The 21,186-nt window shown below is 64.3% G+C and carries 21 protein-coding genes and 1 pseudogene; 12 read left to right on the top strand and 10 right to left on the bottom strand.

The window, feature by feature from the left end:
• Window positions 1-420: pseudogene (locus tag A2J03_RS13195) on the top strand (glutamine synthetase type III); the annotation flags it as partial.
• 174 nt (window positions 421-594) lie between these two features.
• Here A2J03_RS13195 and A2J03_RS13190 read toward each other — a convergent pair.
• From A2J03_RS13190 to A2J03_RS13180, 3 genes are read right to left on the bottom strand one after another with little or no spacing between them, the layout of a single operon-like run.
• Window positions 595-2,100: a tripartite tricarboxylate transporter permease gene (locus A2J03_RS13190; protein WP_068374489.1), complete on the bottom strand. Its 1,506-nt coding sequence runs from the start codon at window positions 2,098-2,100 to the stop codon at window positions 595-597.
• Window positions 2,100-2,630, bottom strand: coding sequence for a tripartite tricarboxylate transporter TctB family protein (locus A2J03_RS13185; RefSeq protein ID WP_068374486.1), 531 nt, complete (start codon window positions 2,628-2,630; stop codon window positions 2,100-2,102). Before A2J03_RS13185 ends, A2J03_RS13190 begins: the two co-directional genes overlap by 1 nt.
• A complete protein-coding gene (locus A2J03_RS13180; RefSeq protein WP_068374483.1) occupies window positions 2,627-3,616 on the bottom strand; it encodes a Bug family tripartite tricarboxylate transporter substrate binding protein in 990 nt (329 codons plus the stop codon). Before A2J03_RS13180 ends, A2J03_RS13185 begins: the two co-directional genes overlap by 4 nt.
• Window positions 3,617-3,707: 91 nt before the next feature.
• Between A2J03_RS13180 and A2J03_RS13175 the strand changes: the two genes are divergently transcribed.
• The 3 genes from A2J03_RS13175 (at window position 3,708) to A2J03_RS13165 (ending at window position 6,628) form a co-directional block, all read left to right on the top strand.
• On the top strand, window positions 3,708-4,103 hold the full coding sequence (locus A2J03_RS13175) for a universal stress protein (RefSeq protein WP_068374480.1): 396 nt from the start codon (window positions 3,708-3,710) through the stop codon (window positions 4,101-4,103).
• 129 nt (window positions 4,104-4,232) lie between these two features.
• A complete protein-coding gene (locus A2J03_RS13170; protein ID WP_068374477.1) occupies window positions 4,233-5,624 on the top strand; it encodes a hemolysin family protein in 1,392 nt (463 codons plus the stop codon).
• Complete coding sequence (locus A2J03_RS13165; protein ID WP_068374474.1) at window positions 5,621-6,628, top strand: hemolysin family protein; 1,008 nt, start codon at window positions 5,621-5,623, stop codon at window positions 6,626-6,628. The genes A2J03_RS13170 and A2J03_RS13165 overlap by 4 nt, the downstream gene beginning before the upstream one ends.
• Before the next feature lie 226 nt (window positions 6,629-6,854).
• On the opposite strand, the gene A2J03_RS13160 is transcribed toward A2J03_RS13165, so the two are convergent.
• Entirely contained in the window at window positions 6,855-7,337 is a 483-nt protein-coding gene (locus tag A2J03_RS13160; RefSeq protein WP_197480746.1) for a MarR family winged helix-turn-helix transcriptional regulator, read from the bottom strand.
• A 179-nt stretch (window positions 7,338-7,516) separates the two neighbouring features.
• Here A2J03_RS13160 and A2J03_RS13155 point away from each other — a divergent pair, with 179 nt between their 5' ends.
• Window positions 7,517-8,605 (top strand): AbrB family transcriptional regulator, encoded by a 1,089-nt coding sequence (locus A2J03_RS13155; protein WP_231912519.1) that lies wholly within the window; start codon window positions 7,517-7,519, stop codon window positions 8,603-8,605.
• Window position 8,606: 1 nt separating this feature from the next.
• On the opposite strand, the gene A2J03_RS13150 is transcribed toward A2J03_RS13155, so the two are convergent.
• Window positions 8,607-9,101 carry a DUF6764 family protein gene (locus tag A2J03_RS13150; protein ID WP_068374465.1) on the bottom strand — a complete coding sequence of 165 codons (495 nt, stop codon included), beginning with the start codon at window positions 9,099-9,101 and terminating at the stop codon, window positions 8,607-8,609.
• Between the two features lie 158 nt (window positions 9,102-9,259).
• Between A2J03_RS13150 and A2J03_RS13145 the strand changes: the two genes are divergently transcribed.
• On the top strand, window positions 9,260-10,783 hold the full coding sequence (locus A2J03_RS13145) for an MFS transporter (protein WP_082897808.1): 1,524 nt from the start codon (window positions 9,260-9,262) through the stop codon (window positions 10,781-10,783).
• Window positions 10,773-11,351 carry a TetR/AcrR family transcriptional regulator gene (locus tag A2J03_RS13140; protein ID WP_231912518.1) on the top strand — a complete coding sequence of 193 codons (579 nt, stop codon included), beginning with the start codon at window positions 10,773-10,775 and terminating at the stop codon, window positions 11,349-11,351. The genes A2J03_RS13145 and A2J03_RS13140 overlap by 11 nt, the downstream gene beginning before the upstream one ends.
• Window positions 11,352-11,373: 22 nt before the next feature.
• Here A2J03_RS13140 and A2J03_RS13135 read toward each other — a convergent pair whose 3' ends face one another.
• Window positions 11,374-13,464, bottom strand: a complete 2,091-nt coding sequence (locus tag A2J03_RS13135) for a neutral/alkaline non-lysosomal ceramidase N-terminal domain-containing protein (RefSeq protein ID WP_082897807.1) — start codon at window positions 13,462-13,464, stop codon at window positions 11,374-11,376.
• Here A2J03_RS13135 and A2J03_RS13130 point away from each other — a divergent pair.
• Window positions 13,463-13,810 carry a VOC family protein gene (locus tag A2J03_RS13130; RefSeq protein WP_068374463.1) on the top strand — a complete coding sequence of 116 codons (348 nt, stop codon included), beginning with the start codon at window positions 13,463-13,465 and terminating at the stop codon, window positions 13,808-13,810. The genes A2J03_RS13135 and A2J03_RS13130 overlap by 2 nt on opposite strands.
• Here the strand turns inward: A2J03_RS13130 and A2J03_RS13125 are convergent, their stop codons facing one another.
• Window positions 13,811-14,185: a winged helix-turn-helix transcriptional regulator gene (locus A2J03_RS13125; protein WP_068374460.1), complete on the bottom strand. Its 375-nt coding sequence runs from the start codon at window positions 14,183-14,185 to the stop codon at window positions 13,811-13,813.
• A gap of 110 nt (window positions 14,186-14,295) precedes the next feature.
• On the opposite strand from A2J03_RS13125, the gene A2J03_RS13120 reads away from it, so the two are divergent.
• Window positions 14,296-15,141 (top strand): SDR family oxidoreductase, encoded by an 846-nt coding sequence (locus tag A2J03_RS13120; RefSeq protein ID WP_068374457.1) that lies wholly within the window; start codon window positions 14,296-14,298, stop codon window positions 15,139-15,141.
• Between the two features lie 22 nt (window positions 15,142-15,163).
• On the opposite strand, the gene A2J03_RS13115 is transcribed toward A2J03_RS13120, so the two are convergent.
• A complete protein-coding gene (locus tag A2J03_RS13115; protein ID WP_068374454.1) occupies window positions 15,164-16,528 on the bottom strand; it encodes an FUSC family protein in 1,365 nt (454 codons plus the stop codon).
• A gap of 73 nt (window positions 16,529-16,601) precedes the next feature.
• On the opposite strand from A2J03_RS13115, the gene A2J03_RS13110 reads away from it, so the two are divergent.
• The gene (locus tag A2J03_RS13110; protein ID WP_068374451.1) at window positions 16,602-17,102 is read left to right on the top strand and encodes a MarR family winged helix-turn-helix transcriptional regulator; all 501 of its coding nucleotides are present in this window, start codon (window positions 16,602-16,604) and stop codon (window positions 17,100-17,102) included.
• Between the two features lie 116 nt (window positions 17,103-17,218).
• Here A2J03_RS13110 and A2J03_RS13105 read toward each other — a convergent pair whose 3' ends face one another.
• Both A2J03_RS13105 and A2J03_RS13100 read right to left on the bottom strand, forming a co-directional pair.
• Window positions 17,219-17,854, bottom strand: a complete 636-nt coding sequence (locus tag A2J03_RS13105) for a lipocalin family protein (RefSeq protein WP_068374448.1) — start codon at window positions 17,852-17,854, stop codon at window positions 17,219-17,221.
• Window positions 17,851-19,911, bottom strand: a complete 2,061-nt coding sequence (locus A2J03_RS13100) for an MMPL family transporter (RefSeq protein ID WP_442971349.1) — start codon at window positions 19,909-19,911, stop codon at window positions 17,851-17,853. The genes A2J03_RS13105 and A2J03_RS13100 overlap by 4 nt, the downstream gene beginning before the upstream one ends.
• A 145-nt stretch (window positions 19,912-20,056) precedes the next feature.
• On the opposite strand from A2J03_RS13100, the gene A2J03_RS13095 reads away from it, so the two are divergent.
• Both A2J03_RS13095 and A2J03_RS13090 read left to right on the top strand, forming a co-directional pair.
• Complete coding sequence (locus A2J03_RS13095; RefSeq protein WP_068374495.1) at window positions 20,057-20,500, top strand: MarR family winged helix-turn-helix transcriptional regulator; 444 nt, start codon at window positions 20,057-20,059, stop codon at window positions 20,498-20,500.
• A gap of 38 nt (window positions 20,501-20,538) precedes the next feature.
• Window positions 20,539-21,186, top strand: a 648-nt coding sequence (locus A2J03_RS13090; protein WP_197480744.1) for an iron-containing redox enzyme family protein, incomplete at its 3' end; no start/stop codon positions are given.

Genomic DNA, 21,186 nt, shown 5'->3' with positions numbered 1-21,186 from the left:
CACCGAGAGATGCACTCGCGGTACGAGATCGGCCTGGAGCAGTACGCGTTGACGGTGTTCGTCGAAGCACGGTTGACGCTGGAGATGGGACAGACGTCCATCCTCCCGGCTGCTGTTCGCTACCAGACCGAGTTGGCGCAGAACGTGTCTGCGCTCAAGGCCGCGGGCGTCGATGCCGACATGACCGCACTCGAAGCCGTGACTGTTCCGCTCGGCGAACTGAAAGCTGCCTTGGCATCGCTCAAATCTGCGTTGGAAAGCGACCCGGGCGGCGACGCGTTGGCCGAGGCAGAGCACGCGAAAGAGGCTCTGTTGCCGGCTATGGCCGCGGTCCGATCGGCGGCCGACGTTCTGGAGGCAATGGTGGCGGACGATCTGTGGCCGCTTCCGACGTATCAGGAGATGCTCTACATCCTGTAAGCCGGCATTCGAAGGACGCGGCTCCGCCGCCAGTGACATGAGCGGCTCCGCCGCAGTGGCACGGTTGAGTGCACAGGAACATACTCAACCGTGCCACTGGCGCGGAGCGCCCAGCGGCACTGGCGCGGAGCGCCCAGCGGCACTGGCGCGGAGTGCTTTTCGAGGCCTGCGCGGTCAGAAGTCCACGGACTTGCGCGCGCGCACCTTGCTCACGATCGTGTAGACAATTGCCAGGGTCATCATCACGTACAGCACCACGGTGATCGCGCTGCTGATGAGGATGGTCGGATCCCCCTCGCTGACGGCGAGTGCGCGCCGCAGGGAATCCTCTGCCAACGGCCCGAGGATGACCGCGATCAGAACAGGCGCAAGCGGAATACCATACCGCCGCATCATGAATCCGAGTATGCCGAGTCCGAGCATGAAGATCAGGTCGACGGTCGAGGCGGATGTTGCGTACACACCCAACGCCGCGAACACCGAAATGCCCGCGTACAGATAGTTCTTGGGGATCTTCAGCAGCTTCGCCCACAGCGGCGCGAACGGCAGGTTCAGGATGAGCAGCACGACCATCGCGACGAACAGGCTGGCAAGGAGTGCCCAGACGATCTCGCCGCTGCGCTCGAACAGCAGTGGCCCGGGCTGCATTCCGTACTGCTGGAACGCGGCCAGCAGGATCGCTGCGGTTGCCGACGTCGGCAGACCGAGAGCGAGCAGCGCGCCCATTGCCGTACCTGCGGTCGCGTTGCCCGCCGCTTCCGGCCCGGCGACACCCTTGATGGCGCCCTTGCCGAACATCGGGTTCTTGCTGCGACGGTCCAGCCTGCGCTCGGTGCCGTAGGCCAGAAAGCTCGGCACCTCGGCGCCACCGGCCGGAATGACGCCGAACGGAACACCGAACGCGGTTCCACGCAGCCAGGCAGGGAGCGCCTCACGGAACTCGGAGCGACTCAGGAACGGTCTGCCCTCGGTCGCGATGAGCGAATTGTCCTCCGGGCGACCGATCTTCGACGCCACGTGGATGACCTCGCCGAGTGCCAGCATCGCCACGGTGATGACGACGATGTGGATTCCGTCGAACATTGCGGGTACCTCGAAGGTGAAGCGTGACGCGCCGGACGGGCCGTCGATGCCGATGACAGCGAGGGTCAGACCGATCAGCAGCGCTGTCAGTCCCTTCAGCGCGGAGTCCGACACCACGGCCGAGGTCGCGATGAACGCGAACACCGCGAGCGCGAAGTACTCCGCCGGACCGAAATTCGTCGCAAGCGAGGCGAGGGTCGGCGCGAAGAACACGACCAAGGTCGTCGCGACGATTCCGCCGATGAAGGCACCGATCGCCGAGGTCGCCAACGCCTGCGGCGCCCGGCCGTTCTTGGCCATCCGGTGACCCTCGAATGTTCCGGCGATGGCGGTGCTGTTGCCGGGGGTGTTCATCAGAATGCCGGCGATCGAGTCGCCGAAGAGCCCGCCGAAGTACACGCCGGCGAACATGATCAGCGCAGCAGTCGGGTCGAGCGTGAACGTGACGGGCAGAAGCAGTGCGACGGCCATCGCGGAACCGAGACCGGGCAGGACGCCGACCGCGGTGCCGAGAATCGCGCCGACGAGAACCCAGACCAGGTTCATCGGCGTCAGCGCGGTGCCGAAACCGTCGATCAGGTTGCTCAATGAATCCATCAGAACACCAGCGCCAGGAGTCCGCCGGGCAACGTCAGACCCAGACCGGCCGAGAATGCGATCTGCACTGCCGAGGACACCAGCAGAGCGATCGCAGCGTCGAACACGTAACGGCGAGAGCCGAGTCCGATGGACACGCCCCAGAACAGAAGCGCCCCGGCGAGTACCCAGCCGAGCGGATCGAGTAGCACGATGAACGCCGCAACGGATCCGACGGTGATGGCCGTGGTGCGCCAATTGCTCACCGGTCCGGTGACCGGGTCACCGTTCTCGTCCACACCTCGTTCCACGACTTCCGGCTTGATCAGCAGCTGCACGGTGACGAGGATGGCGACGATGAAGCAGCCGCCTGCCACAATCGACGGGAACACCTGCGGTCCCGGTGACGTCGCGGTGGCCGGAACGTCCATGGTTATCGTTCCGTAGACCAGGAAGATCCCGAGCACAACGAGGAGTGCAGGCACGATGAGCCCGCTGCGTCCTGTCCAGAACGTCGTGGGAACTTCGGTGGCTTCTGTGGTTGTGCTCATACGAGTCCCAACTCTCGGAGAATGTCGGTGATTCGGGCCTGTTCGACTTCGAGGAATGCACCGAACTCGTCACCGGTGAGGAAGGATTCTTTCCATCGGTTGCGCTCGACAGCGGTCGCCCACTGCTCGGTGTCCTGCATCTCGGTTGCAATGTCGATGAGGGTGTCGCGGTCCTCGTCGGAGATGCCGGGAGGGGCTACGATTCCGCGCCAGTTGACGAGGTCGACGTCGTAACCGAGTTCGATGAACGTGTCGACGTCGATGCCCTCGACGGGTCCCGGTGCCGCAACGGCAAGTGCGCGAACATTTCCCGCTTCGATCTGGTCCCGGAAGTCGTTGTAGCCGCTCACCGCAACGCCGACCGTATTGGACAGCAGCGCAGTGAGCACTTCGCCGCCTCCCGAGTAGGCGATGTAGTTGATCGCCGCCGGGTCGATGTCGGCTTGTTGCGCCAGCTGCCCGGCAACGATGTGGTCGATGCCGCCGAGGGAACCACCGCCGATCGGTAAGCCACCCGGGTTCTCTCGCCAGGCCGCGATCATGTCCTCGACGCTCTGGTACGGCGAGTCCTTCGGGACCACGAACACTTCGAAGTCCTCGGCGAACTTGGCAATCGGCACGGTGTCGGCGAGCGTGGTCTGGGAGTTGTTGATCGCGATGCCTCCGAGCATCACCGTGCCCGTGACCATGACCGTGGTCGCTTGTCCGGTAAGGCTTTCGAGCTGGCTCAGTCCGATGGTTCCACCTGCGCCCGGCACGTTCACCACCTGAGCGTTGTTGACGATCCCGTCGCTTCGGAGCGCCTGTTGGGCCTCACGGGCGACGAGGTCCCATCCGCCGCCTGCGGCAGCGGGAGCGATCAACGTCAGCTTCGCGCGTGCATCGGAGCCGCTACCGCTTCGGCTTGCATCGATACCAGCCACGGTCACCGCACCGATCACTGCGATCGCGAGGAGAGATTTGGACAGAGTGGGCGAGAACTCCATCAAAAGCCTTTCGTGTGATGTGTCACAGTGCAACTGTAGATACGCTTTGTCCGATTAGTCCAATCAGCTACAGCAAACGAATGGAGACATAATGTCGGTAGCCGTGGTCACGAGCGACTCACCCGAAGGTCGCGAGGCCCTCGTTCGGGCGGTCGAAGAGGCGAAGCTACGCGGCCTGGAGTTGATCGCCCTGACCGTGGTCGATGCCAACTCGGTCACCGAAGAAGACAGGGAGGCAACAACACTCGCAACCCAACAGGTCTTGACCAGTCGCGGAATTTCGGACGCCGAGTTCTCCGTTCGGGTCGAACCGGACGCCGGCGACCCCGCAGGCGCAATCGTCGACCTCGTTGCGGACACGGGAGCGTCACTGTTGGTGATCGGCTCGCGTCGACGCTCGGCGGTCGGCAAATTCCTGATGGGCAGCACCGTGCAGCGAGTGTTACTGGACAGTCCAGTTCCCGTTCTGGTCGTGAAGGCTCCGTGAGCGCCGAGTGACCCGCTAGAATCGGACATTACCGACCACCACAAGCAGAGGATTCATGGACAGCGATAAACCCGGGCCGGACACGGCTCCCCGCACGACGTCGACAACGTGCGAGGCGGTGTCCGGCGAATGAGCGTGTTGCTCACTCTGTTGCTCGGCATCCTCGTCGTCTTCCTGATCACCGTGGCCACCGGCTACTTCGTGGCTCAGGAATTCGCATATATGACGGTGGACCGCTCCCGGCTCAAGGCTCGCGCCGAAGCCGGAGATGCAGGTGCCCGTCGCACACTCCAGGTCACCAAACGAACATCGTTCATGCTGTCCGGTGCTCAATTGGGCATCACGGTGACCGGCCTACTCGTCGGTTACGTTGCCGAACCACTGATCGGACAGTCACTCGGCACCATGCTCGGGGGCGTCGGAATCCCCACCGCAGTCGGCGTCACCGTCGGCACAGTCCTTGCGTTGCTGTTCTCGACGTTCGTGCAGATGCTCTTCGGTGAGCTCTTTCCCAAGAACTTCGCGATCGCGCGTCCCGAGCCGGTGGCGCGTTGGTTGTCACTGTCGACCACGATCTACCTGAAGCTGTTCGGCTGGCTCATCACTGTTTTCGACCACGCGTCGAACTTGTTGCTCAAAGCGCTGAAGATCGAGCCGGTGCACGACGTCGAGCATTCTGCGACGCCGCGCGACCTCGAGCACATCGTCGCTGAATCCAAGGATTCCGGTGATCTGCCCGACGAGCTGTCGGACCTTCTCGATCGTATTCTCGACTTTCCGACTCGGACGGTCGAGCACGCGATGATTCCGCGTTCTCGTGCGGCGACCGTGCGTGCGACCGACACCCTCGCCGATATCAGAGCCCTGATGGGGCAGGAACATTCACGCTATCCAGTGCTCGACGAGGATGACGGAATCGTCGGCGTGGTGCATCTGCAGGACATCCTGGCAGTCACCGATCGCGGCGACGTCGCAGTCAGCGAGTACGTGCGGCCCGCGCTCATCCTTCCCGAGACGCAGGCTCTTCCTGACGCTGTGCTCGAGTTGCGCGGTTCCAAGAACCAACTCGCCTGTGTCATCGACGAGTACGGCGGACTGACCGGCGTCATCACCATCGAGGATCTCGCCGAGGAACTCGTCGGCGAGATCACCGACGAACACGACATCGACGAACTCGACACGACGCCGATCGTTGCCGAGGACGGCACCTGGACGATGTCGGGTGAAATCCACATCGACGAAGTCGAACGGTCCATCGACCATGACCTTCCCGCAGGTGACTACGAGACGATCGCCGGCTTCGTCATCACGCATTACGGCTCGCTGCCGGAGGTGGGAACCAAGATCGAGGTCGATCTGCCCGCAGATTCCGCTGACCTGATCGGCGACGACGACGAGGCGCCCGAGAGGTTCGTCTCCGTGGAGGTGCTCGAGATCGACAATTACGTTCCTTCCTCCGTACGTCTGGAAGTCGGTCAACGTGAACGCTCCGACGAGCGAGAAATGGACAACCACCGATGAGCAATCCCTGGGTAATCCTGGCGGTCACCGTCGGCCTGATCGCGGCAAGCGCGTTCTTCGTCGCCGTCGAGTTCGCATTGCTCGCTGCCAAGCGTCATCGCCTCGAAGATGCGGCCATGACCAGTCGTTCCGCTCGTGCGGCACTGCGGAGTTCCAGCGAGCTGACAGTGTTGCTGGCAGGCTCGCAGCTGGGCATCACCCTGTGCACCCTGGCGTTGGGTGCCACGACCAAACCGGCTGTGCACCATTGGCTCACGCCGGCGTTCGAGTCGTGGGGAATCCCGTACTGGGTGGCCGACGTGGCGGGGTTCGTACTCGCACTGATCATTGTCACGTTCCTGCATCTCGTGGTCGGTGAGATGGCGCCGAAGTCGTGGGCGATCGCGCACCCGGAGAAGTCGGCGACGATGCTTGCTCTCCCGATGCGAGGCTTCATGTTCGTGACTCGGCCGATCCTGATTCTGCTCAACAACATGGCGAACTGGTGCTTGCGCCGAGTCGGTGTGGAGCCTGCCGACACGGTCGCGTCGGGCCAGAACCCGGACGACTTACGTCAGTTGGTGGAGCATTCGGTCAACGTGGGGGCTCTCGATGCGAGCTACTCCGTTCAGATTTCCGGAGCGCTCGAACTGCAGAAGCTCACCGTGGGTGACCTGATCGGCACACCAGGCGTGTCGACGTCGGTGCTGTCCACGGCAACTGTCGACGACGTGCGGACTGCGTCGCTCGAATCGGGCCACCTGCGCATCCTGGTGTGTGACGGCGAGAAAGTGAGCGGCGTCGTGCATGTTCGTGACACTCTCAACCGCGATGTCGACCTCGCGGATGTCACCCGTCCGGTGTTCACGCTCGAGACGAGCACTCCGGTCTATGTCGCACTCGCGAAGATGCGGGAGACGAGCAGTCATCTCGCACTCGTGGTGGACGGTGACCGGACCGTCGGCGTCGTGACGCTGTCGGACGTTCTGTCCAGGCTCTTGCCAACGGCGGCACTGTCCGCCTGACAGAACTGACGGGCTCAGAACAAGAGAGGGCAGCGCCGAATGATCGGCGCTGCCCTCTCTCGTGTAACGGTCAGGCTGGGGCGATGACGAGCAAGGTCGCCCAATACGTCGCAGCGTCGTGGCCGAGTTGGGGGAGAAGCGCGTCGTAGAGCAAGTAGGACATCATCGGGAGAGCTCCTGTTTTCGGCCTGCAGCCATCACGGCTGCAGAAGGTGTGTTCTGGCTCTCATGCTTCCTCAGAACGGGGTCGGAGGTCAACCGCCACATTGTTTTCGGGGCGTCGCGCGAGTTTCCAGAGGATGGGGGCCGCGAGGTGAAGCACGTCGCGCTCGAGTTGGCCGAGTTCGGATTCCATGGCCTGCGCGAGCCAGCTGTCCCGCTGCTCTCGGTCGGCGGCGACCAGGGCGGTGCCGGCATCGGTGATGCGAATCAGTAGTCGGCGTCGATCGCCGGGGTCGGGGCTGCGAGTGACGAGTCCTTCCGCTTCGAGCGAATTGAGATTGCTCGTCAACGATTGAATCCGAACCCCCTGCATCGCGGCGAGGTCGACCGGTGCGCTCGAACCTCCGCTGCGTTCGACGTCGCCGAGGATCTGCATCTGGCTGGGGGTGAGGTAGTGCTGCGGGCGTTGGCGTCGGAGTCGCCGGGTCAATGCGAGCATCGCTTCACGCAGTTCCGACGCGTTCGACGCGAGCCTCTCGGTGCTCATGCGCATGACCCCTCTCGTGGATGGTGACGCCCGATGCGGCCCGGCGTGCAGGTCACAAGAGTGCCAGGTGATGGCCGGTACACGGACATTGATAAGAGCCTTCGTAGTTTAATGCACGATCAAGTTGGGTTTGACCTCGATAAACCTAAGGGTAGTCTTACTATATGCGGACAATATCGATGCGGAACTCTGCACTTCGGTGGGCCGGACTCGCCCTCGCCACCGGCGCGGTGTGGGCGGTCCTGGCCTACGCGGGTCTGTCGGCCGCGGCACTGTTCGCATCGTTGGTGGTTGCGGCCGTGCTGGCAGTCCGCGGTGTCGGACCGGAGCGGATTCCCAGGCCGGCTGGAATGCTCGCGCAGGGAATTCTCGCGGTGAGCATCGGCTTCATGATCGATACGGAGACGCTGTCGGCGCTCGGTTCGAGTTGGCTGCCGGCGCTCGCGGTCTGCGTCGCGACCCTCGTGGTCAGCGTCGCAGCCGGGCTCCTGCTGGCTGCGCATCGAGACGTCGACGCTGTGACCGGTGCGTTGTCGATGGTTGCCGGTGGCGCGCAGGGGCTGGTCGCGATCTCTCGCGAGCTGGGCGGCGACGAACGAATCGTCGCCGTGATCCAGTACGTGCGTGTCGGATTGATCATCGTCACGATGCCCGTGGTCGCAACTGTTCTCTTCGGGGCAGGCTCGGGTGCAGCCGCACCCGCGGTCGAAGATGGAAGCGTTTGGTACGTAAACCTTCTGGTGGTCGCGGGATGCATCGGTGTCGGCATCGGCGTCGGACGGCTCGTTCACCTACCTGCACCTGCCACGCTGGGTCCGCTGGTCGCATCCGGCGCGTTGGAGCTGTCGGGATGGATCGACTCGGTGTCTGCGCCCACGGTTCTGCTGCCGATCGCGTTCGTCCTGATCGGATGGCAAGCGGGGCTGGCGTTCACCGGCGACAGCGTGAGGGCGGTCGGCAGAGTTCTGCCCTGGGCGATTCTGCTCATCCTGGTACTGGGCGTGGTGTGTGCGTTGCTGGGACTGATGCTGTCGAGCCTGACCGGAACAAGCTTGTTGGAAGGCTATCTGGCGACTACGCCCGGTGGACTCTCCGCCGTGCTGGCGGTGTCGGCGGCGAGCGGGGTGAACGTCACGTTCGTAGCCGCGGTCCAGGTCGTCCGATTGGTCATCATCCTGCTCGCGGCGCCTTTCGGCGCCAAGGCCTTCGTCGCGCTCCGCTCACGCCATGCGCGAAAGTCGGAGCGCGAGAAGGCTTCCGTCAAGTGATCTAGCCTACGCATCCCTGCAGTGTGGTGAGGCTTCCCGCGATTCCGGGGCCCTCGCACACGGCGCCTGTCGGGGTCAGGGTGATGGTCGCGCCGGGTCCCGCGACGGCGATGGACAGGCCGGGCCCGACGCCTTCGTTGACGGCAACGCTGCCCGGGCCGATTGCGATGGTTGCCGGTCCGGCACCCGCCGAGCCGTCCGCTACCGCAGTGCCCCCGTTGATTCCGAGAGCCAGGGCGGCGGCGTTGCCGAGGGCTGTTGCCGAACCCCAGCCGTCGACACCGTATCCCGCCGCTGCGCTCGTCGAATCGGCCGCGCTGTCGCACTGGGAGGCGCCGTCGAGGCCGGTCTCGACCATTCCGCCGGGTGCGGTCGTGCATCCGACGGGGGCAGCCGACGCTGTGCCGGGCAGTAGAAGTGCGCATGCGCCTGCAATTCCGAGCGCAGCCGCTCCGCCGATCGATCTGGTGAGGGTGGTTCCGAGTGTCCTGGTCATGAAGTCCTCCCTATAGGTCGTGCCGGTCGAGGCCGTCTACGCCCCGTACGCCCCACAGTCCGCTTCGTCCGACACGGCAGAGCGCAGCACTGATCACGGAGGGGTAACCAAACGATCTCCTTTCGGTAACTTCGGCGGCCAGGGCTTATCATCACCTGATGACATCGATTGATGACAAACAGCGCGCGGACACCCGCATTTTGGCGCGCGACCGCGCCCTCGTGCCGATCCTGATCGCTGTCTGCACCATCGTCGCGGTCGTGAGCAGCGTCGGAGCGCCGCTCATTCCGACGGTCGCCCAGACCTACGGGGTCTCGTTCACAGCCGCACAGTGGTCGTTGACCATCGCGATGTTGACCGGAGCGGTCACGGTGCCCGTGCTCGGACGCCTGGGTGACGGGCCCCGGCGTCGACCGGTCGTGATCGGCGCACTGGCCGTCGTGTTGATCGGCTGCGTGTTCGCGGCGATCCCCGGCAATTTCGCGATGCTCATCGTCGGACGCGGCCTGCAGGGAATCGGTCTCGGCCTGATGCCGCTGGCGATGGCAGTCGCTCGTGATCACCTCGGTGCGCAGCGTGCGCGAGCGTGCGTTGCTGCGCTGTCCGTCACTGCGGTTGCCGGCATCGGACTCGGGTACCCGCTGACCGGCGTCATAGCGCACTTCTGGGGGTTCCACGCGTGCTTCGTCGTTGCCGCGCTTGCGACGACGATCGTCCTGATCGGTGCGATCGTCGTGGTCCCGGGCAGCGGCCATCTCGAGCGGCACCCGCTCGATGTGGTCGGGGCGCTCGCGCTGGGGGCCGGGCTCACCGCGCTGCTGATTGCCATCAGTCTGGGAGGCCAGTGGGGGTGGACCTCTGTGCCGCTGTTGTCGTGCGCCGTGCTGGGAGCGGTGATTCTGGCCTTGTGGGCCCGCCACGAGTTGGGCTGCGATCACCCGATCGTTCAACTTCGGTTGCTGCGCAACCGATCCGTGCTGACTGCGGACGTCACCGGATTGCTCGCCGGGATAGGAATGTTCGTGATGTCTTCGACGGTCATCCGTTTCGTCCAGACGCCGACGGACACCGGATACGGGCTCGGTCGGTCGGCGATGATCGCGGGGCTGGTCCTCGTTCCGTTCTCGCTGGCGAGCGTCGTCGCCAACAAGCTTGTTCCGGCAACGAGTCGATGGTTGCCGCGCAACCTGATCATGCCCGTCGGTGCGCTGGCGTTCGTCGCCGCACTCGTGCTCTTGCTTTTCGGCCGTTCGGATCTGTGGATCGTGTTCGTGGTCATGGGAATTGCCGGGCTGGGAGTCGGATTCACTTTTGCAGCGATGCCCGCCTTCATCGTCAGTGCCGTCCCCGCTCACGAGACCGGGAGTGCCCTCGGTGTCAACCAGGTGACCCGAACGGTCGGTGGTGCTGTCGGAAGCGCTCTCAGTGCAACAGTTCTCGCGGGGTACACGCTGCCGGGGCAGCTCTATCCCACGGATAACGGATACTCGACGGTCATCGTGGTGGGAGTTGGCCTGTGGATCGTGACGGCATTGTTGGCGCTCACGCTGTCCTACGCCCGACGGCGGACCGTTCGCGTGCGTGAGGAGTTGATCGACGAAAGTGTCGAATCGGCCGCCACCGGCGGATTCGTCTACGATATCGACAGCCGCCGCGACATGGGAGCGCGCAATGGGGTCTGAAGGTGTAGCGAGACCTGAAGCACGGACCAGGAACTCGGCACGGACTCGGCAGAACTTGCTCGATGCCGCAGCCGAACTCTTCGGGGAACGTGGATACGAGACGACCACGATCCGTGACATCGGTGACCGCGCCGGGGTCGACTCCGCTCTCATCGCACGGTACTTCGGCAACAAAGCCGCGCTGTATCTGGAGACGCTGCCGACCGACGACACCGGTCCGGACCTCGCCCACATCGCCGACCCGGCGCGTATCGGGGAGACGATCGGAAGGGTGAGTCGGCAGGGATCCGGCCCGGTCCTGCAAGCTGTCATGCGAGCACACGACGACCCGTCCGTGCAATCGGCGGCGGCCGATCGAGTGGACAAGCGTCTGACCGCGGGACTCGAAAGGCGCATGCGGGACGCGGGTCTCGACTCGCCTAGATTGCGTGCACAGATGGCGGTCGCGGCGCTGTCGGGCATTGCTCTCGGCCGGGCTGCGGGAACGTTGGAAGAGCTGGCGGGTGCCGATCAGGAGACGGTAGTTGCCCTGACCGCGCGGATGCTCGGGTCGCTGCTGGAGCCCTGACATCGTCGAGGCCACACACTGCTCAGCTGACCTCGAACTCCGCAGAAATGCCCACGAACGGCGTCAGCTGCCCGTCGAGCGTGCGGGAATCGCCGAAATACACGATCCGGTATCGACCGGGATGTTGGCCGGGTGGAATGTCCCAGACGACGGTCGACGTCGTGATGGGGCCGACGTTCTCGAACAGGATCTTGGTGAACCAATCGCCGTCGTCGTACACGCGCAGCCACTCGGTGCCCTGGGCATACTCGACGGCGAGATACGTGTCGTCCCGCCGAAGATTCGAGTTCGGGTTCGCGCCGGAGAAGCGAACGGAGACCCGCTGCCCGACGGTGTACGACGGTGCGGGTTGGGTCAAGACCTGACCGAACTCGGTTCCGGGGGAAGCGATGTCGACGACGGGTACTCCGCCAGGTGACGTCGGAACGATACCGGTGAGATCGCGCTCCTTCGCGCCGGTCGGCACGGGACGATCGTCACGCATGGCCGATGCCAGATCGACGGCGATCTGTAGTGTCGCGGGTAGCTGCCAACGTCCGAACGCCGTCGCACCTCCCTCGTAGTCCTGCTGGTCGTACTCCTCTTCAGTGGTGACGTAATGGCCGTAGCCGTTGGTATAGCCCTGCACGACAACAAGTTCGGGGTCCACTCCGAGCGTGTCCGCGAGCGCGGTACGCAACCTCGACCCGGCAATCACCGTCGGCTCGAACGGGCAGGTGAACAGGTAGAAGGATCCGATGCGCGCAAGATGGAATGGAAACACCTGTTGGACGATTCCGGGGATCAGCCCGACCGGCAGGACGACGTCCTTCGGCGCATGGGCGTCGCGAAGCCACTGCGGCATGACCACCGAACTCAACGCAGCCAACGCGGGATTGCCCCCTCGCTCACCTTCTGCCAGTCCGAGTTCGGGTAGACCTCCGCCATCTTCCTGACTCGAGGCTGCGAACGCGGCACCGAGGGCAGCAGGACTCGTCGTGTGCGTGCGACCGTCTCCGGTGAATTCGGGGCGGACGGTGACCGCGGAGAAGTCCGCATACATCCACCGCATGTCGATTCCGCTGTCCGACGATGCGCCTGCATCGTCGGTGTGTCCACGTGCGGTGTCGAATTGGCGCATTCCGATGATGCGGGTGTTCTCGAACTCGTCCGTGGTGGGTCCGGTTCCCGGCTGTTTGTCGAGATTGGGGGAGATGTCGCCGGGAGTGCTCTGGCAGAAGGCAGCGACGAAACTGGGGTCGGAGTAGTCGACCCCGGCGACCTCTCGCTCCCAGTGCCAGGCCGCGTAGCCTTTGTTGTCGCTGCTGACGAGCAAGTTGGTTGCCGTCATCGAGGTGCCATGTGTGGCAAACCAATTGATGATGCCGACCAATTCTCCGTCTCGTTCGAGCTGAAGATTGACCGAACGAGGATCGATTCTCGTCGGCAGCCGATCCTTGTCCGGATTTCGGTCGAACGCCACGGGTGATCGGTTGACGCCTGCGTCGTGCAGTGAGCCGGTGGTGATGCGCACCTGTCCTGGTCGTACGTCCTCGTGCGCCCGACTGATTGCGTCGACTATTCCGGAAACATTGGCGTCGAACGTGATCGGACGAAATCCGAGAGTCGTGATGTCCACGAGCAGATGAGAGTCCGTCCCACCTGGGGCAGCATGGGTGTGCGTTGCCGTCAGCAGCACGTTTCCGCGGTGATAGAGGTCGCCGAAGCGCGACGAGAGTCGGGTGAGGACTTCCTCGAAGATGCTTTCGAACATCAGGCCGACCTCACACGTCACGTGGGCAAGGCGCGCACCCGACGCGGTGTCCACGAAAACGAACGCCCGGGCGCGCTGACGTAGATGAAGGCCGGCGGACGACTGTTCCAGTACCGCATAGCCGTTCATCCCGGCACCCAACGGTTCGCCGGTCATGTCGCCGATGCCCCGGCCTACATCCAGGCCACTCGGCGACGCCGATGCCCGACCAGACCCGAGCGCAACGCTTCCGAGAGCGGCAACACCGGTTGCGGCAAGGAAAGATCTTCTCCCGATCACCTGGTACGTGCCCCTCTCGGCTGGTCGAACTGCACGGTAGCACCGCACGTCGCCGCTGCGAGCCCGATACGATCCGATCATGATCGGGAGAATCGACGAGGTTGTGATCGACTGCGCGGAGCCGGCCGTGTTGGCCACGTTCTGGGCGGGAGTGCTCGGCGGGGTACCGGCCGTCCGCGATCCGGCATGGCACTACGTCGATGTTCCCGGCTTCACCCGCATCGCGTTGCAGCGAGTCCCCGAGGCGAAGACAGTGAAGAACCGCCTACATCTGGACGTCGTCGTCACGGACATCGCCGCAGCGACGCGCGCGGCAACGGAGCTGGGCGCGACGGTGGTAGGGGATGCGCATTCCGACACGGCGGGATCGTTCCAAGTATTGCTCGATCCAGAGGGCAACGAGTGGTGCGTGGTAATCCCGGCGTGATCAGCGCGCGTCGTGCTCGGCGCGCGCTGCCAGGACGGCCGGAAGATTGGACTGCATCAGCTCGATCAAGCTGGTCAACTGCTCGGCGACGCCGCGTCCGAGTGGCGTGAGGCTGTACTCGACTTTCGGTGGAATCGACTCCAGAACCGTGCGTACGACGAGCCCGTCGCGTTCGAGCGTATGGAGGGTCTGGGAAAGCATGCGCTCGCTGACGCCGTCGACCCGCCGGCGTAGCGCGTTGAATCGGTAGTCGCCTTCTGCGAGGGCCGCGAGGGCAAGGATGCCCCATCTGCTGGTTGCGTTTTGTAGCGCCTCGCGCGACGAACAATTCCGCGCGAAGACGTCGGCCTCGATAGAGGCATCGGCTTCGCTCATTCGGCAATGGTAGCGCATGCACTTCTGTATGCACTTTCACTAACGGTTGCACTATCGAAAAAGTAAGTGCATAGTGGTTGAGGACTTGAAGGAACAACCAAGGAGTGGGCATGACTACTGCAGTAACAGGCGCAACCGGACACTTCGGCGGGCTCGTCGTCGATGGTTTGATCGAGCGGGGCGTCGCTGCCTCGGACATCGTGGCGATCGTCCGCGACGAGGCCAAGGCGACGAGCTTGGCTGATCGCGGCGTCCAGGTGCGAGTTGCCGACTACGGTGACGTCGACGCCCTGCGTTCCGCTCTCGCCGCTGTGGACAAGCTTCTGTTGGTATCGGGCTCGGACATCGGCCAGCGGGTTGCACAGCACACCAACGTGATCGATGCGGCCGAGGCCGCAGGCGTTTCCCTGATCGCCTACACATCGCTCCTGAAGGCGGACACGTCCGGAGTCAGCCTCGCGGTGGAGCATGTCGCAACCGAGCAGCGGCTCGCGGCGTCGTCGATCCCCTCCGTTCTTCTGCGCAACGGCTGGTACTGGGAGAACTACGAGGGTTCTCTGGAGCAGATCATCGGCAGCGGCGTCCTACTCGGCGCGGCAGCCGACGGAAAGCTCGCCGCAGCCTCACGAGCCGACTTCGCGGCGGCGGCAGTGCAGGTTCTGTTGTCGGACGGCCACGAGGGCCGGATCTACGAGCTCGGTGGCGACGAGCGTCTGACCTACACCGAGCTGGCCGCCGTCATCGCCCAGGTGTCCGGCAAGCCCGTCGTCTACAAGGATGTTCCCGAGGCCGAGTACCGCTCGATTCTCGAAGGTGCCGGCCTGCCCAGCTTCGTCGCCGAGATGCTGGCCAGTGCCGACGCTGGCGTTGCTCGCGGAGATCTCGACACGGATTCCGGAGATCTGCAGAAGCTGATCGGTCGCGCGTCGACGCCGGTTGCCGAGATTCTGGCCTGATCTCGTCCTGACGCCGCGGTGGTCAGCTTCGATGGTATCGATCGGCTCGCTCGATGGTGAGTGCCGCGATCACGATGCCGATGAGAACTCCGATCAGCGTGTCGCCGATGCGGCTGATGGTCACTGCCGGCGTCAGGTGACCGGCCAGTCCGGTCAGCAACAGGGCCATCGGCGTGATGGCGAGCGTGGTCAAGGCGTAGTTCTTGAGTACGAGCAGCTCGGCGGCGATCTGCAGCGCAACGATCGCAACGACGGTCTGCCAGTATCCGAGTGACAGAGCGATCAGTCCGGCTGCGAAGATCGCGCCACCGATATTGCCGAGCAGTCGCTGGATGCCGCGCTGGACGGTGGTGTGGAACGTGATTCCTTGCATTGCTGCAATCGCACCCATCGTTGCCCACAGCGGGTGTTCGAATCCGAAAAGTGTTGCGCACCAAGCAGCCAGCGCTGCGGCAACGGTGATTCGGGCGGCATTGACCACCAGCGCCGGCGAAGTGAGCTGCGTCAGTCCTGCCGCGAAGAAGTTCCGCGGCGGTGTGTCGAGTTGCGCTGCGCGGACTTCGAGTGCGTCGTAGCGTCGCATCTTGCGGAGTTCTCGTTCGTGAGCGAGAACGTCACTCGCGTGCGTCGGGTCGTCGCCGTTCGCCCATGCGTCGAGGAGGGCTTCGGCGTCGTCGAGGAGTGTCACCAGTCCGAGTCGGTGCTCGCGGGTGCCGGTGTTCAGCGCGACGACGGTCCGGGCTCGCGCGATGGCCGCGCGAGCCGCATCCTGTTGCCGGGAGTCGACTGCAGCGAGTGCTCGCGCCACTGAAAGCTGCGCAGGTCCGACAGGGTGGACGAGGGCAGGCAGCATCGAGGCCACCCACCCGACAGCGGCACCGACAATGACCGTCGTGCACACCGTGGTGATGTCGGCTTCGGTGTGGGAGAAAGCGACCGCCGCTGTCGATGCGAAGATCAGGATGACCGCACCTGGACCGGTGATTGCGAACGCGGCGAGCACCATGGCTGCGACGCCGGCCGAGATCGAGATTGCAAGTACTTGTACGGCGGCGGACGTCGTGGTCGCGCCGAGAAGTGCTCCGAACGATGCGTACGCGATGATCAGCGCACTCACCAGCGCGATCTTGCCGGCGCGGCGCGGATATGGTTCGTAGCGGCCGAATGCCGAGCACAGCGCGCCGAGCGCCGCGAAGCCGGCAAGGTCGGGACGACCCAGGAAGCCGCCGCCGACCAGCACGATGGTGACTGCCAGGCCGACTCGAAGTGCGGGCGCGAACGACGCGTCGGATGGCGCGATGGCCAGTGCCTGACGCCATGTTCTGGGCGACACGGCATGGGCGAACGCGGATCGGGAGTGTTCGAGTCGGTCGAGTGAGGCAGTCACGGCAAGAACTTTACAGGTATTTCACTAGTAAAGTACTTGGGTCGGACTGTGATGCGCGCCGTAGTGTGACGGCATGATTCCGGCGCAGAAATCGGGCGGAGACTTCGTCGACAACGTCAGGCGCGAGTGGGCGGACGTCTTCCCAGGAGTCGACACGTCACCCATCGAAGTTCTGGCGCGTATCGCCAGAATCGCATCGAGGGCGAACAACCTCCTCGAAGCGGCGTTGGCCCCGGCAGGTGTGTCGCGAGCGGAGTTCGACGTGCTCAGTGCGCTCCGACGCGCCGACCGGCCCTTGCGCGCCAGCGAAGTGACCTCGGTAACCCTGATGAGTGGGGCGTCGACGACGAAGATCTCCGAGCGTCTCGTGGGAGTGGGGCTGCTTCGGCGCTCGAAGTCTGCGCGCGATGCCCGGGTGGTGCTGCTGGAGCTGACCGATGCCGGAAGTGAACTGGTGGATCGCGTGTTCCCGGTCCGGCTCGGCAAGGATCGGGAGCTATTGGGTGGGCTCAGTGATCGTGAGTTGGAGACGTTGGCAGGTTTGCTGCGTCGGGTTGCGCTGAATGTCGAGTGAGCGGGGTGCGGCGGGAGCGGGTAGGCGGCTCCGCCGCCAGTGGCACGATTGAGTGCACCGGAATGCACTTAACCGCGCCACTGGGCTGGAAGCCCCTGACCTGCTGAAATCGTGGCCTAGACGCTCGACAGCGGCCGGATATCCGTCGCGCCGCCGGGGGTCGGCGAGGTGAGGACGAATGTCGAGTTGTAGCCCTTGGACTCCACCACTGCGCGGATTTCACGGAACTTCTCGGTGCTCACCTCGGGGGAACGCGAGAGGACGAACCCCGAGGTGCGGAACGGATCTCCGACGAGCGCCCAGGAGTAGTCGTCGGCGATGTAGGCCACGATGTAGTTGGTCGGGCCTTCCGGGTTCTCCTGGGTGGGAACGCCCGGGAAGCTCACGTGCAGCTGAGCATTGGTGACGCTGTCGTTGACGCGCGCGTTTCCGACTATGCCGTTCTGCTCGCCGGTCCACGTGGTGCAGGTGTTCTCGACGCGGATGTTCGCGGGATCGATCAACGAGTAGTTCGCTTGGGTGTCGCGTGCGCATTCGAGGTTGAACGGCTGCGGCACTGCGGCGATCTGATTCCACGTCCCGAGATACCGCTCGACGTCCAGCGACGGGATCGGAGTCAGCGGCTCCCAGCCGGCGGATCCGGATGGTGCCGGTGCCGCCTGAGCAGTGCCGCCGGCAAGGATCAGACCGGTTGCGCAGGCTCCCGCCACGAGTGCTCGTCCTGCCATGGAACGTACCTTCATGATTTTCACTCCTTGACGTCCATCAGTTCGGTCCTGCTGGAATCGATTCGATTCGGCCACCATATCCCCGGGCCGACGAGGGTGAACAGGGCTGGGATGACCAGCGTGCGTACGACGAACGTGTCGAGCAGAATTCCGAATCCCACGATGATGCCCAGTTGGGTGAGGGTGATCAGCGGAAGCACACCCAGCACACAGAACACGGCTGCCAGAACGATGCCCGCACTCGTGATGACACCGCCGGTGGCGCCGACGGCGCGCACGATCGCGGCTCGGGTTCCGTGCCCCGGTGTTTCCTCCCTCGTGCGGGTGACCAGGAAGATCGTGTAGTCGACGCCGAGTGCGACAAGGAACAGGAAGGCGAAGAGCGGGACGTTGTCGTCCAACGCTGGAAAACCGAAAACGTTGCTGCTGAACCAACTTCCGACGCCGAGGGCGGCGAGCGCGCTCAACACCGTGGTACCGACGAGAATGAGGGGCGCGACCAGCGATCGCAGCAGTGCGATCAGAACGAGGAGCACCACGATCAGAATCGCAGGTACGACCACCAGTCGGTCGCGGGCGGCAGCCTCGCTGGTGTCGAGTGCCTGAGCGTCGCTTCCGTCGACGAGCGCGCCAGGTATATCGGTAAGTGCCTCACGGAGATCGGTGACTGCGTCGAAAGCCTCGTCCGACGCGGGCGCGGCATCGGTGACAACGGACCACTGCGCCAGACCGGTGCCGGAATCAGCTCCACGGGTATATGTTTCGACGGAACTCGCGGAGCCGAGCGCCGTGTCGACGCGGTCTGCGGATTCTGCCGGGGCAACGACGGTCGTCGGGTCGGCGAGCCCGGCAGGGAAGTGCTCGGCGAGTGTGTCGAACCCTTCGACCGATTCGGCCGTGACTCGGAACTGCTCGGTTTGGGAGAGCCCGATTTCTGTTCCGAACAATGCTGCAGCGCAGGCGATCAGCCCCACGAGGGTGATCGATGCCGTCCGGACCGGGTTCCGCGACACAGCCGCAGCGACCGAATGCCAAGTACCCGTGGTTGCGGTGTCCTTGTCTCCGGGCTTCGGGACGAACGGCCAGAACAACTTCGGCCCGAACAGCGCCAGCAGAGGCGGAAGTACGACGAGCACGAACACGGCCGCGACGACGAGCCCTGCTGCGGCGAGTGCGCCGAGGCTGCGTGTGCTCGGGAGGATCGCCAGCAGCAGCGTCAGAAGCGCGAGTACGACGGTCGCGTTACTGGCGAGGATCGCGGGACCGGCATGCCTGACGGCGTGTTGCAGTGCCTCGCGATGATCCGTTCGAGTGCGGAGCTCTTCGCGATAGCGAGAGATCAGCAGCAATGCGTAATTGGTGCCTGCGCCGAAGACGAGCACGCTGGTGATGCCCGAGGTGGACCCGTCGAACGACAGGCCCGTCACGTCGGCGAGTGCGGTGCCGACCGAGGTGGCTACCCGATCACCGAGGCCGATGACGATCAGCGGGACGAGCCACAGGATCGGTGATCGATAGGTCGCGATGAGCAGGATCGCGACGACGAGGGCGGTGACGGCAAGCAAGGTGAAGTTGGCACCCGAGAACGAGTCGGCGATGTCCGCGCCGAACGCCGGACCGCCCGTGAGCTGCGCGGACAACCCATCGGGTAGGCCGTTGGCGGCTGACTCTCGCAGTGAGGTCACGGTGTCGCTGAGTGAGAAGCCGGACAGCGTGGAGTCGATCTCCACGATCCCGAGCGTGGCTTTGCCGTCGGGCGCAGGAATGAGCGGTGTGTCGGCGTCGGACAGCCTGTCGAGCGCCTGCTGTGCGGCGTCGAGGTCGGCAGCGTCCAATTCCGCACCGTCGTCCCGGCTGACGACGAGAATCACCGGAGCGGTATCGGCACCGGGAAATTGCGCCAGAAGTTCGGTGACCTGCGCGGAGTCCGCTGCAGGCGGCACGGACGACGGTGCTTGTCCGGCGGAGTCGTTCTCGCCGACGAGGGCCACGAAGCCCAACGAGAGGATCAGCACCGCGAGTGAGAGTGCCCACGAGCGGCGCGAACTGACAATTCGGGCGAATCGGGTCCACAGTTCCACCCGAAAAGAATCTCATCAACTTAACAATTAAGCAACTGAGAGAGTTGGCGCGCTGCGGCGCGATAGTCTGACGCGGCTACCGATCGAAAGGAAGGCGGCACCGATCGAAAGGAAGACAGTGTCCGACCGCAGTGAACTGGAGTCGATGATCTCATCGGACGTTCGCGCGCTGTCTGCTGTCTCGGAGGAGATCGGTCGCGCATTCGGCGCCCAACACGAATTGCGGCCCAACGATTTTCGCGCGCTGTTGCTGATCATGATTGCCGATGTGGAAGGTACGCCGCTGACAGCGGGGGAGCTCGGCAACCGGCTAGGTCTGTCCTCGGCTGCGATGACGTACCTGGTCGAGCGGATGATCGAGTCCGGTCACATCAAGCGAGAAAAGGTCGCGAGCGACCGTCGTAAGGTCATTCTGCGTTACGACGCCCACGGAATGGAGGTGGCCCGCGGATTCTTCGGGCCGCTGGGCGCACGGACGTCGGCTGCTCTCGCCGACATACCGGATTCGGATCTTGCTGCGGCGCATCGAGTCTTCAGCGTATTGATCGACGCGATGCGCGAACACCACGACGAGTTGCACGCCGGTTGATCCGGTTTCGCCCACGTTCGACCGGGTAAACACTGCACATGACTTCCACAGCCACTGTTGCCGCGTCGATCGATACCGGGCGGCCAGGCCATCTGCCGCGCCCGCGCGGTCCGGTGTCCACGGCCGTGATCAGCGCGCTCCGCGGGGATCCGTCCCAGCCTGCGAGTCTCCCCGAGGTGCCTGAAGACGTGGACTACCTCGGTCACGACGTGCAGTTGGCGCTGTACCTCTGCTACGAACTGCATTACCGCGGCTTCCGCGGCGTCGACGACGAGTGGGAATGGAACACCGAGATGCTCGGCCTTCGCCGACAACTCGAACGCGGATTTCTCTCGCGCATAAAGGAATCGGTCGAGCCCGGTTCGAGTGCAACAGACGAGATGGACGCACTGTCGGTGGAGCCGAGGACCGGAACGGGGCCGTCGTGGTATCTGCGCGACGCCGGAACCTGGTCCCAGATGCGTGAGTACCTCGCCAACCGCTCGCTCTACCACCTCAAAGAGGCCGACCCGCATGCATGGGCAATTCCTCGCCTGACCGGTCAGGCAAAAGCGTCGTTCGTCGCGGTGGAATACGACGAGTACGGCGCCGGACGCGTTGATCGCATGCATCAGCGGCTGTACCTGGAGGCTATGCACGCTGCCGGAATGGACACTGGATACCTGTCGTATCTCGACGATGCGAGC

The organism is Rhodococcus sp. EPR-157 (assembly GCF_001647195.1).
In the GTDB taxonomy this organism is placed as follows: Bacteria; Actinomycetota; Actinomycetes; order Mycobacteriales; family Mycobacteriaceae; genus Rhodococcoides.
This window is presented reverse-complemented; position numbering and strand designations above follow the sequence as displayed.